Genomic DNA, 12708 nt, shown 5'->3' on the forward strand with positions numbered 1-12708 from the left:
GTTAGCTAAGCGTGTTGACAGTCAATTAATTATTACGAATCGCACGTTTAGACTGCTTAATCCAGACCGGCAGGCGTTCTTCGAGTGTTTGAAACCCATACTTTTCTGTTTCTTTAATTTCATCTAATACTGACTGCTTTTCTTTTTTTCGTTCGTAGTTCTTAAAGTAATCATTATCTTTAAGTGACAAATTAAGTTTTCCTTCATCGTCAATTGATAAAATCTTCGCTTTAACAATTTGCCCTTCTGATAGAAATTTTTTTAGGTTATGAACATAATCATCCATGATTTCTGAAATGTGGATGAGTCCTTCAGTATGGTCAGGGGTCTCAACAAAAGCGCCATACGGTTGAATTCCAGTCACACGCACTTTAATATGCTGACCTTCTTTATAGTGATTATTCAACTTGATAACCCCTTATTTCGATTTCTTAACATAATAATAATAGCATAAATCACAAACTTGGACTAATCATAAAACGAGAAAACTCTATTATTTTTCAGAAATTTAATATTTTATGAATTATTTTAAAATTAAAAGTTCGCATTTATTATATTTTAAGAAGTTGATTGATTGTACAACATTATGCCTTTCATACACTCTAGTATCGTATTTTATCGCTTTCAGTTTGCGAACTTTTTCAATAAAAAAACCTAAAATGATTCATGACAGTTAACGTACTTAACATGACATCATTTTAGGATGAAATAAAAACGAATATTTATATGTTGAATGTCCAACACTATTTGCTAGACTTACACTTATTTTTCTTCAACGTCGATTGATTCGATGACAACATCATGAACTGGTTTGTCTTGAGCGCCAACTTTAGTATTAGCAATATCTTCTAGAGTTGTTTCGCCTTCAATTAATTGACCAAATACAGTATGTTTTTGATCTAACCAAGGTGTACCGCCCTTTTCAGCATAAGCTTCAGCAATTGGTTTTGGCCAACCACCGTCTTCTAATTGATTTAACATCGTTTCAGGTACTTCTTTCATTTGAACGACGAAGAATTGTGAGCCGTTTGTATTAGGACCAGCATTAGCCATTGATAAAGCGCCATATAAGTTAAACGCTTCTAATGAGAACTCATCTTCAAATGATTCACCATAGATACTTTCACCACCCATACCTGTTGCAGTTGGGTCGCCACCTTGAATCATAAAGTCATTGATAACACGATGGAATGTAATACCATCGTAATAGCCATTTTTTGCATGTGTCACAAAATTTTCAACTGTTTTAGGAGCGATATCTGGGAATAGTTTGAATGTCATATCGCCTTTATTTGTATGCATAACAACTTTAATTTCGTTGTCTTGTATTTCTTTAGTTAACTGTGGATAGTTAGTCATTTAGATTCTCCATTCATGTTATGATGATATAGATACATCTTAACATATTTGAAAGGAAGTAATATAGCATGTTATATCGATTCTCACACAAGACAGGCACGTATGGTGTAAGTATTAAAGAAGAAAATGATAACCAAGTGCTAGTTCAAGTGGAACAAGTAATTAAACACCCTAAACAAGGTGATTTACATAATCCTGGGAAAGTAGAAGGTGTGTTCTTTCATGAAAGACTCGCGTTAAGTCATTATGAAAAGCGTTATGCTACGCGTTCAAAACTTCGTGAATTCAATGTTGAAGAAATGAAATATGAAGAATCATTACAACAAGCCATTACTCAATTCAATATAAACAAAAATTTTTCTAGGCATTTTTCACGTGTTTCTTCTTATTTAATAAGTTCTGGAAAATCACTGTCTGTAAGCACGATTGACGTTTTTCAGAATAATATGATTCATGTATAATGTATGCCATAAACATTTTTAAAGGAGGCCAACATAGTGAGTTTGTTACATATTGCGGTACTCTTACCGCTAATATTCGCACTCATTATTCCAATCCTTTATCGATTCTTTAAAAAGATTCATTTAGGTTGGTTTGTATTACCTATTCCTGTTGTCTTATTTATTTATTTCTTAACTCATATTTCAACTACTCAATCAGGTAATACAGTAATAAAAACTTTGAATTGGATGCCTCATATCGGTATGAATTTTGATTTATATCTCGATGGCTTAAGCGTGTTATTCAGTTTACTTATTACAGGTATTGGGAGCCTCGTCGTATTATACTCTGTAGGCTACCTTAGTAAGTCTGAACAACTCGGAAACTTTTACTGTTATTTATTACTTTTCATGGGTGCAATGTTGGGAGTTTTACTCTCAGATAATTTAATTATGCTTTATTTGTTTTGGGAATTAACTTCATTTTCAAGTTTCTTACTCATCTCATTTTGGCGAGAAAAACAAGCATCAATTTACGGTGCGCAAAAGTCACTTATTATCACTGTATTTGGGGGCTTAAGCTTATTAGGTGGCTTTATCCTTATATCGTTAGCAGGCGATTCAATGAGTGTACATCATTTACTAGATAATGCATCTAAAATACAGCACAGTCCTTATTTTACATTCGCCATGATATTAATCATGTTAGGTGCATTCACTAAATCTGCACAAGTCCCATTCTATGTTTGGTTGCCCGACGCAATGGAAGCACCTACGCCCGTTAGTGCCTATTTACACTCAGCAACAATGGTAAAAGCGGGACTATATTTAGTGGCCCGTGTGACGCCTTTATTTGCCATTTCACAAGGATGGATTTGGACAATTACTCTAGTCGGTTTAATCACCCTCTTTTGGGCATCATTCAATGCGACTAAACAACAAGATTTAAAAGGTATCTTAGCATTCTCTACTGTGTCACAACTCGGTATGATTATGTCTATGCTAGGTATTGGTGCAGTTAGCTATCATTTCGAAGGCCAACAAAGCCAATTATATATAGCTGGCTTTACTGCAGCAGTCTTCCATTTAGTTAACCATGCGACTTTCAAAGGCGCTCTATTTATGGTAACCGGCGCGGTTGACCATGCGACTGGTACGCGTGATGTGAAGAAACTTGGTGGCTTACTTACTATCATGCCAATTTCGTTTACAATCACTATTATCACAGCATTGAGCATGGCCGGTGTACCACCTTTTAATGGTTTCTTATCTAAAGAAAAATTCTTAGAAGCCATGATTGAAGCGTCTCACGCAGATCTTTTTAGTCTCAATACATTAGGAATAATCTTCCCAATTTTAGCTATTGTAGGTAGTATCTTTACATTTGTATATTCGATTAAATTCGTCTTACATGTTTTTTTCGGAAAACACAAGCCCGATGTTCTACCTAAAAAGGCGCATGAAGTTTCATTATTAATGTTAATCTCTCCTGTTATCTTGGCTGTACTCGTTATCGTCTTCGGTTTATTCCCTGGATTACTAACACAATCTATCATTGAGCCAGCGACAACAGCAATTAGTGGAGCGACAAATGTACATGCAGAATTCCACTTATTCCATGGTATTACGCCTGCATTCATTTCAACATTAATTATTTGGATTATAGGAATTATACTATTGTTAACATTTGGCTATTGGATTCGTTTATTACAAGCACAACCTACGCGTCTTACATTTAATCATTGGTATGATTCAGCTGGAAAATGGCTGCCATCATACTCAGCAAATATGACAAATAGCTATGTTAACGGATATGTTCGAGATGGCTTAGTTATTATCTTCGGCATGTTAATTATAGTCACTGCAGTTACACTGTTAAGCGTGCCTTTCAACTTTGATTTTAAAGATATTAATACGATACATCTCTACGAAATTATCATCTTAGTTTTACTTGTAGTAGCAGCATTCATGGTAGTGATTGCTAAGTCACGTTTATTTAGCATTATCATGCTTGGTGTAGTCGGATATACGGTATCAGTGCTATTTGTATTCTTTAAAGCGCCTGATTTAGCTTTAACACAGTTCGTAGTTGAATCAATTTCGACTGGCTTGTTCTTATTATGTTTCTACTATTTACCAAATTTAAACCGTTATAATGAAAAAATTTCATTTAAGCTAACGAATGCAGTAATTTCAATTGGGGTAGGATTAGTCGTCATTATCTTAGGCTTAATTGCTTATGGCAATAGACACTTTACTTCTATTGGAGAATATTATAAAGATCACGTTTACGACTTAGCTCATGGTAAAAACATGGTCAACGTTATCCTTGTAGACTTCCGTGGTATGGATACGTTGTTCGAATCATCTGTATTAGGCATTGCTGGATTAGGCGTCTATACAATGATTAAACTACGCCGTAAACATAAAACAAGTGAGGTGAAGCGTGATGAACAGACAGAACAATAATTTAATGTTTCAATATGCTGCTGTTATTATCGCCTTTTTAATCGCCTTATTTGGTATTGCTTTATTCTTTGCCGGTCACTATACACCTGGCGGAGGTTTCGTAGGAGGATTACTTTTATCTTGTGCATTAACTATTATTGCAATAGCGTTTGATATTAAAACGATGCGCAAAGTCTTCCCTTGGGATTTTAAAATTCTAATTGGTATTGGCTTATTATTCTGCGTCGGTACGCCTATTGCAAGTTGGTTCTACGGCAGTCAATTCTTTACTCATACAGAGTTTAATATCCCGTTGCCCCTACTCCAACCTGTTCATATGAATACACCTATGTTCTTTGACTTTGGTGTTTTATGTGCAGTAGTTGGTACGATTATGACAATTATTTTAGCGATTGGAGAGAACGAATAGTGGAAATAATTATGATATTTGTATGTGGTATTCTCACAGCAATCAGTGTCTATCTCGTTTTATCTAAAAGTTTGATACGAATTGTTATGGGGACGACTTTAATTACACATGCTTCAAATTTATTTTTAATTACAATGGGTGGATTAAAACATGGTGAAATGCCAATTTATGAAAAAGGCATCTCTCAATATGTTGATCCTATCCCACATGCATTAATACTTACAGCTATTGTTATTGCCTTTGCAACGACAGCTTTCTTCTTAGTCTTGGCATTTAGAACCTACAAAGAATTAGGTACAGACAACGTAGAACAGATGAAGGGAGTGCCTAATGATGATAGAAACTAATTTAGTTGTTCTGACGTTAGTAGTGCCGATCATTACTGCTATTATCCTTATATTTTTAGGACAACGTTATCGAATTAAACGCTATGTCACATTGATAGGCCTTGCCCTTACCTTAGTAGTTGCCATCATCAATTTAAGAAATGTAGTGGTTGATGGCCCATTGAAAGTAGAATTAGGTTCTTGGCCAGCACCTTACGGCATTATCTTTTTACTTGATAGTTTTAGTGCCATGTTAATCGTAACAAGCATTATTATCACGATACTTATTACTGCATATTCGATTACGACTGCTGGAATTGATAGAGAACGCTATTACTTCCACTTTTCAATCACGTTTATGTTAGTAGGTATTATTGGTGCGTTTACAACTGGAGATATTTTTAACTTGTTCGTATTCTTTGAAGTATTCTTGATGTCTTCATACGCGTTACTAGTACTAGGTGGCACACGTATTCAGCTACGTGAAACGGTAAAATATTTACTCGTAAATATTGTGACATCTACATTCTTTGTTATTGCGGTGGCGATTTTATATTCAATCGTTGGCACACTTAATATGGCTGATATTAGCGAGAAATTGACTAGTCTATCTAGTACACATGGTGGACTGTTAAGCATAGTATTTATTCTTTTCATCTTCGTATTTGCAACTAAAGCCGGAGCCTTCCCTATGTATGTGTGGTTACCTGGTTCTTACTATGCACCACCTTTTGCTATTATCGCCTTCTTCGGCGCATTACTTACAAAAGTAGGTGTCTATGCAATTTTAAGAACGTTGAGTTTATTCTTCAACGATACGATGAGTTTCTCACACTACACAATTTTATTCTTAGCATTATTAACGATTATCTTTGGTTCAATCGGAGCCATTGCATATTACGACACTAAAAAAATCATCATTTACAATATTATGATTGCTGTCGGTGTGATTTTAGTTGGTGTCGCAATGATGAATGAAGCGGGAATTATAGGAGCAATTTATTATACACTTCACGATATGTTAGTGAAGACTTCTCTATTCCTATTAATTGGTGTAATGTATCAAATCACTAAATCCACTAACCTTAAAGAATTCGGAGGACTCATTAAAACGTACCCAGTCCTTGGTTGGTCATTCTTTATAGCTGCCTTAAGTTTAGCTGGTATACCGCCATTGAGTGGTTTTTACGGTAAGTATTATATTGTACAGGCTACTTTTGAAAAGGGCTTTTATGTAAGTGGCGTGATCGTCTTACTTTCAAGTTTAGTAGTATTGTATTCAGTTATTCGTATTTTCTTAAAAGGCTTTTTCGGAGAGCCAAAAGGATATAATGTACAACACAAAGTAAATGTAACCCATGCTATGACTATTTCTATTGTAGCAGTAGTCATTACAGTATTATTCGGTTTATCTGCTGATTTACTCTATCCACTTGTCTCTGAAGCGGCTAAATCATTCTATGATCCTAGCTTTTACATTAAAAGCGTGTTAGGAGGTAAGTAATTATGGCCATTCAAATCATTTTAAATTTTATTTTAGCTTTTATATGGCTGTTCTTAAGTGGTAGCTATACCCTAAATAACCTTTTATTAGGATTTATCTTAGGGATAGGTTTGGTCTACTTATTTAATAAAGTCTTACCTGGTAAATTTTATTTAATTAAAGTGTACAAGATTATTAAACTTGTCGTAGTCTTTTTCATCGAGTTAATTAAAGCTAACATCGATGTGTTAAAAATCGTCTTACAACCTACATTGAAAAATCAGCCCGGTTTCTTTATTTATGACACGGATTTAAAGACTGATTGGCAAATTGTATTATTATCTAATTTAATTACTCTTACACCTGGAACAGTAGTACTTGGGATAAGTGATGACAGAACAAAGATTTATATACATTCAATTGATTTTAGTACTAAAGAGGAAGAAGTTGAAGGTATTAAATCGTCACTTGAAAAAGTAGTTAGAGAGGTGGGCGAAGGCTGATGGTAAAAATAATAATTATTATTGCTTTAATTATTGTCGTCATATCAATGTTGGCTATGTTTATTCGAATTATTAAGGGCCCCTCTTTAGCAGATCGTATATTAGCACTTGATGCGATAGGTTTACAATTAATGGCATGTATCGCTCTATATAGTATTTTTATAGGCGCGCAATATCTACTTGTTGCTATATTATTAATTGGTATTTTAGCGTTTTTAGGCACAGCGGTCTTTTCAAAATATATGGATAAAGGTAAGGTGATGGAACGTGATAGCAAACATCATCATTAGTTTAGCGCTTATCTTTGTTATCTTAGGTGCTTTAATAAGTGCCGTTACAGCCATTGGTATTATTCGCTTAAAAGATATCTATTCACGTGGCCATGCTGCCGGAAAATCTGCCACACTAGGTGCGATCTTTCTACTATTTGGAACATTCTTATACTTTATTGGTGCAGAGGGTTACATTAATATGCAGTTGATTTTAGGTATTGTATTTATCTTAATCACTGGTCCACTTTCAAGCCATTTAATTATGAGAGCTTCGTATAATAATAGAACACCTTATACTAAAGATACGAAAATAGATGAAATTAAAGACGAATTTAAGAATAAGAAAATATAATTTAGCTTTTCTTTATTATTGAAAATAAGAGTTAAATCTCCATATAGACGTAGAGGTATTCAAATATGAATTCATCTCTACGTCTTTTTTATATTAATACTTCGTAATGATTGGATTGCATTTCCTGGGGGGAACGGCGACAGAAATCTAATGTAATTTCTAAGATTTCGTTGTCACGCCCCGGCAAGGTTGACTAGAAGTGAAGAGAGTGAGGCTCAAACGCATCTTCATTTCAGTCAACTACTGCCTAACTTAGCCACTAAGACCTTTCTTTTAGAGGCTCGCCGATAATAATAAGTTATTTATGTGTAACTTTATATTGGCTTTAAGTTAAAAACATGTTATCATAAATCGTAATAATTACGTTTTATAAGAAAGAAGTGTTTCTATGCATTGGACTATTATTGGTGGCGGCATTCAAGGTACGACCATCGCGCTAAAATTACGCGAAGCAGGGCTTCCTATTGAACAATTAACTATTATCGATCCTTATAGCTCTTTATGTGAACAATTTAATGACTTTACTCATAGAATCAGCATGCCATTTTTACGGTCTCCTATCGTACATCACATTCACCCTAATCCTTTCCACTTAAAGCAATTCGCTAAAGTGCAACAATATACAAATGCAACTTATGGACGCTATCAACGTCCTCAAACAGATATGTTTATGCATCATGTGCATGAACAAGTTCATCATTATAATCTTAATACTTGTCATATACAGGGCTACGTAAAAGAATTGACACAACAAAATAATGGTTGGTCGATTACTTTATCTGACTCTCAAGAACTTCAAACTGACTGTGTCGTGCTCGCCCAAGGTTGTAACCATAAACCTTTCATTCCTGACTTATATCAACATAAAGACGATGTCTGCCATATTTTCAATGAGAATTTCGATGCTATTATGTATGATAAGGCATCGCATGTTGTGGGTAGTGGCATTTCGGCGGCTCATTTAACGTTGAAGTTATTAAATCGCTCTCATGATAAAGTGGTACATTTGTGGATGAATAAAGATATAGCAATTCATCATTTCGATGCCGATCCTGGCTGGCTTGGGCCTAAAAATATGACGTCATTCTTAAATACTAAATCTTCAGATGAAAAATTTGAAATTCTTTTAAAAGAAAGACACAAAGGTTCTATGCCTCAAGAGTTATATTTACGCTTGAAAAAACATGTTCAATCTGGACGTTTGATAATTCATAAAGAGAAGATTACCTCTATAGAGGATCATTCTATTATTACTGAAAATCAGAAAGTAACGTATGATTATATTTTACTGGCAACTGGTTTTGAACCTACGTTCTTAAAACAATCAATGATACAATCACTCATTACACGTGAACATGCGCCTTTAGCATCATGTGGCTTGCCAGATATAAGTTCAGAATTAGAATGGCTCCCTCAACTCTTTGTATCAGGTGGCCTGGCAGATTTAGAACTTGGACCGTTTGCAAGAAATATCATGGGAGGCAAGGAAGCTTCATTAAGGATTCATCAAGCCTATCAAAGATTGCATAATAGTAAACGTGATTCAGCATAATCCAAAAAGAAATGAGCGAGGATAGAAATTTATGTAATTTCTGTCCTCGCTCTTTTTAAAGTAAACACTTATTTATTTTTCAAGGGCTTAATGCCTATTGTCCCTCTCATAATACTGATTAACTCATCTTGTTCGCTTTTAATTTCAATATTCCATACTTGTGTGGTCTTGCCTTGGTGAATAATGGACGCTGTAGCTATAATGCGACCTTCTTTAACTGAATGGATATGATTTGCGTTCATTTCTAAGCCCAAAGGAATAAACTGTTGAGTATCAATTAAATTTGCAGCACCGATAGAACAAGCCGTTTCTCCTAATGCAATAGTTGCTCCACCATGTAAATAACCAAATGGTTGTTTCACTTTATCAGTGACTGGCATTGAAATGACAACTTTACCTTCCTTAGTATCTTCTATTCTCATTTCAAAGGTTTCTAGTAAATTAGTCACGTATCTCACCTCATGATTATTATAGTATCATCGTAGCAATTGTACCAAAGATAATTAATGGTACGTTATAAAACACAAAGTTAGGTATACATGTGTCTCGAATGTGATCATGTTGACCATCTACATCTAAACCGGCAGTAGGCCCTAATGTAGAATCACTTGCAGGAGATCCTGAGTCCCCTAAAGCACTGGCTGTACCTACTAATGCAATAAGCGCCATCGTATTTAAACCAATTGAAACACCAAGTGGAATAAATAACGTTGCGATGATAGGAATAGTCGCAAAAGATGACCCTATCCCTAAAGTCACTACTAAACTAACAAGATACATTACAATGATACTAATTAATTTATGACCATTTGTAATTTCAGTTAAACTTGAGACTAATTTTTGAATATCCCCAGTGGCATTCATCACACCGGCAAAGCCATTTGCCGAAAGAATCACTACTCCAATAAATGACATTATCTTAATACCTTCAACAAACTGACTATCTAATTCATTCCATTTATATACACCTGAAATAAAGAAGACTAATACCCCAGCCAATGCGCCAAAAATCATAGAATCTGTAAATGTTTGTACTAAAAATGTTGCTAAAATCGCTACTACGGTAACTACTAATACATAAGGCCGTATGACTGGCATTGTATCTTCTTGTTCAGAATAAGGTTCAGCCTTATATTCACGTGGTTTACGGAAATAGAATATACCTAATAACAGCCCAACAATATAACCTAATGAAGGTATAAGCATCGCTTTCCATATCATATTAAATTCGATTGGGTGATGTGCTTTTTCAAAACCGTTTTGAATAATTTGATGGAAAATTTGACCGAAACCGTATGGCAGTAAGACATATGGCCAGCATAAGCCAAAACCAATTACTAATGCGATTAAGCGTCTGTCCATTTTCAAATCATTAAATAGACTTAAAAGTGGTGGAATAACAATGGGAATAAATGCGATATGTACCGGAATTAAGTTTTGACTCATAATACTCATCATTAAAAGTGCTACAATGATAATAACTTTGACTTTGATTCTAGACAATCTGCTATTTTCAGAGTGAATTGCGCGTATGATTTTATTAACCAAATAGTCCGTAATGCCACTATATGATATAAGTGCTGCAAAACCACCTAGCAATGCATAGCTTAAAGCGACTTCTGAACCATCGACAATATTTTTACCAAATACGCTAATGACTTTATTTAAACTCATACCTGAAATGAGCCCACCAACTAAAGAACTAATAAATAAACTAATCACTACATTTAATCTACATAAACATAAAATAATCATTAAAATAACTGCAATAACTACTGCATTAACCATACGCACTCATCCTTTATCTCTCTACCGAACTAAAGTAAATAATTATGTGACTTATCATATCAACTCGATGGAATATTGTCAATACGACAATTTTAAGAAGATGCGTATTGTACAAAAAAGCAGTAGTGAGGTTTAATCTTAAACACACACTACTGCTCTATACTTTTAATGCTATTTGCCTTATTGTTTAAAATATTTAGTTACGTAACCAATTTAAAACGGTTGTAATCATGCTTCCCGTAGGACCTTTAGGCCCTTTAAAACTATTAGTGGGGGTTGTAGCTGGCCCTGCAATATCAAAGTGGATATGAGGTGTCGTGCCACTAAAGTGTGTAACAAATGTGGCTGCAAATAAAGCCTTACCTTGACCATTTGTGTGGTTGACTAAATCGGCTACGTCAGAACGACGAATTAAACGTTGTTCTGTGTTTGTGATAGGTAATTCAAAGGCAAGTTCATCCATCGCTCTTGCGCTGGCTAAAATCTCTTGAATTTCATTTTCAGCATGAGAATTAAACAATGCTGCTTTATCTTCTCCTAGTGCTACAATGGCTGCACCTGTTAGCGTTGCAAAATCAAGAATAATACGTGGTTGGAATTGGTTCGCATAAAATACAGCATCTCCTAATACCATTCGACCTTCTGCATCGCTATTTAGCATTTCAACCGTTTCCCCGCTTAACGCTGTAAAGACATCATCTGGTTTCATAGCATTATTGCTAATCATATTTTCAGCGGAAGCAATCACTCCTACAATATTAATTGGTAATTCGAGTCGTGATGCCGCTTCAATCATTCCTACCACATTCGCTGCGCCACACATATCATATTTCATCGTTTGCATGCCAACTTTAGACTTAATACTGTAACCACCAGAATCATAAGTAATCCCTTTACCAACTAGGGCAATCGGTGCCTCATCTTCTTTAGCGCCATTATACGTTAATGTAATCAATGTTGGAGGGTGAATCGACCCCTTACCCACTGCATGGATAAGACCAAATCCTTCTGACAACAAGGTTTCTCCATCTTTAATATCCACTTTGACTTTCGTTTCTTTAAAATGCTCTGCCACTTCGTCCGCAAAGTAACTTGGCGTTAAAATATTCGGTGGTATATTGCTGAAATCACGCGCAAGATTGATAGATTGGCCTACAATTATGCCTTGTTTCAAGTGCGTCTCAAGATGTGTATCTTGTGTAGTGATATGCAAGTCTAACTTGTACGGAACTTTTTTATCAGATTTATAATTATCAAAGATATATATGGCTTGTTCACTTTGGAGACCTAATACTTCTATGATTTTATCTTGAGTGATTTGTTTAGAGATAAATGTATCGAATAATAATTCAGCATCCGTGATATGTTCTTCTTTTAAAAATTGGAACAAGTTGCCAAATACCTTTAACAAATCAGTATAATTTAACGTCTTTAAATTACCTAATCCAACTGTGATTAAGCGTTTGGTTTCACTTTCTAAAGGCAAGACGGTTGAAGCGACTTTACCTAGCGTATTATGAATTATATGATGGTGTCGATAATCATCTATGCGTTGTGTTAAATCGTGATTTTTGTACTGAATTGTACCAAGCTGATTAATGTGGTCTGGTACGCCTATAATTAACACTCCAGTGTCGATGTGCTCATGTTGATTAAAATTGAAATTGATCATTGTCTAGCGCCCTTTCTGTTGAATAGTAAATGTAATTTCAAAGATATTTTGTTCCACTTCGATATAGATGCTTATAGATAAGA

Annotated in this window: 14 protein-coding genes; 9 read left to right on the forward strand and 5 right to left on the reverse strand. The window is 34.8% G+C overall.

The window, feature by feature from the left end; translation table 11 throughout:
* Positions 1-25: 25 nt before the first annotated feature.
* Together ygs and CD147_RS05230 are read right to left on the reverse strand one after the other, a co-directional pair.
* Positions 26-406 carry a S1 domain-containing post-transcriptional regulator Ygs gene (gene ygs / locus CD147_RS05225; protein ID WP_011276262.1) on the reverse strand — a complete coding sequence of 127 codons (381 nt, stop codon included), beginning with the start codon at positions 404-406 and terminating at the stop codon, positions 26-28.
* A gap of 356 nt (positions 407-762) precedes the next feature.
* A complete protein-coding gene (locus CD147_RS05230) occupies positions 763-1359 on the reverse strand; it encodes a peptidylprolyl isomerase (RefSeq protein WP_103166382.1) in 597 nt (198 codons plus the stop codon).
* Positions 1360-1427: 68 nt separating this feature from the next.
* On the opposite strand from CD147_RS05230, the gene kapB reads away from it, so the two are divergent.
* The 9 genes from kapB to CD147_RS05275 all read left to right on the forward strand — a co-directional run bounded on the left by kapB (position 1428) and on the right by CD147_RS05275 (position 9165).
* Positions 1428-1820, forward strand: coding sequence for a sporulation phosphorelay system protein KapB (gene kapB, locus CD147_RS05235; RefSeq protein ID WP_103166383.1), 393 nt, complete (start codon positions 1428-1430; stop codon positions 1818-1820).
* Between the two features lie 36 nt (positions 1821-1856).
* Positions 1857-4268, forward strand: a complete 2412-nt coding sequence (locus CD147_RS05240; RefSeq protein ID WP_103166384.1) for a Na+/H+ antiporter subunit A — start codon at positions 1857-1859, stop codon at positions 4266-4268.
* Positions 4249-4677 carry a Na(+)/H(+) antiporter subunit B gene (locus CD147_RS05245; protein WP_103166385.1) on the forward strand — a complete coding sequence of 143 codons (429 nt, stop codon included), beginning with the start codon at positions 4249-4251 and terminating at the stop codon, positions 4675-4677. Before CD147_RS05240 ends, CD147_RS05245 begins: the two co-directional genes overlap by 20 nt.
* The gene (gene mnhC1 / locus CD147_RS05250; RefSeq protein ID WP_103166386.1) at positions 4677-5024 is read left to right on the forward strand and encodes a Na+/H+ antiporter Mnh1 subunit C; all 348 of its coding nucleotides are present in this window, start codon (positions 4677-4679) and stop codon (positions 5022-5024) included. Before CD147_RS05245 ends, mnhC1 begins: the two co-directional genes overlap by 1 nt.
* Entirely contained in the window at positions 5011-6507 is a 1497-nt protein-coding gene (locus CD147_RS05255) for a Na+/H+ antiporter subunit D (RefSeq protein WP_103166387.1), read from the forward strand. The genes mnhC1 and CD147_RS05255 overlap by 14 nt, the downstream gene beginning before the upstream one ends.
* 2 nt (positions 6508-6509) lie before the next feature.
* A complete protein-coding gene (locus CD147_RS05260) occupies positions 6510-6989 on the forward strand; it encodes a Na+/H+ antiporter subunit E (RefSeq protein ID WP_103166388.1) in 480 nt (159 codons plus the stop codon).
* Positions 6989-7279: a Na(+)/H(+) antiporter subunit F1 gene (locus CD147_RS05265; RefSeq protein WP_103166389.1), complete on the forward strand. Its 291-nt coding sequence runs from the start codon at positions 6989-6991 to the stop codon at positions 7277-7279. The genes CD147_RS05260 and CD147_RS05265 overlap by 1 nt, the downstream gene beginning before the upstream one ends.
* Positions 7257-7613 (forward strand): Na+/H+ antiporter subunit G1, encoded by a 357-nt coding sequence (locus CD147_RS05270; RefSeq protein ID WP_103166390.1) that lies wholly within the window; start codon positions 7257-7259, stop codon positions 7611-7613. The genes CD147_RS05265 and CD147_RS05270 overlap by 23 nt, the downstream gene beginning before the upstream one ends.
* 388 nt (positions 7614-8001) lie before the next feature.
* Positions 8002-9165, forward strand: a complete 1164-nt coding sequence (locus tag CD147_RS05275; protein WP_103166391.1) for an NAD(P)-binding domain-containing protein — start codon at positions 8002-8004, stop codon at positions 9163-9165.
* 68 nt (positions 9166-9233) lie between these two features.
* On the opposite strand, the gene CD147_RS05280 is transcribed toward CD147_RS05275, so the two are convergent.
* From CD147_RS05280 to CD147_RS05290, 3 genes are all read right to left on the reverse strand, one after another.
* Positions 9234-9614 carry a PaaI family thioesterase gene (locus tag CD147_RS05280; protein ID WP_103166392.1) on the reverse strand — a complete coding sequence of 127 codons (381 nt, stop codon included), beginning with the start codon at positions 9612-9614 and terminating at the stop codon, positions 9234-9236.
* Between the two features lie 19 nt (positions 9615-9633).
* Positions 9634-10953, reverse strand: a complete 1320-nt coding sequence (locus CD147_RS05285; RefSeq protein ID WP_103166393.1) for a Na+/H+ antiporter family protein — start codon at positions 10951-10953, stop codon at positions 9634-9636.
* A 196-nt stretch (positions 10954-11149) separates the two neighbouring features.
* Entirely contained in the window at positions 11150-12622 is a 1473-nt protein-coding gene (locus CD147_RS05290) for a M17 family metallopeptidase (RefSeq protein WP_411841044.1), read from the reverse strand.
* Positions 12623-12708 lie beyond the last annotated feature (86 nt).

The sequence above is a fragment of the Staphylococcus devriesei genome, assembly GCF_002902625.1.
GTDB classification, from domain to species: Bacteria; Bacillota; Bacilli; order Staphylococcales; family Staphylococcaceae; genus Staphylococcus; species Staphylococcus devriesei.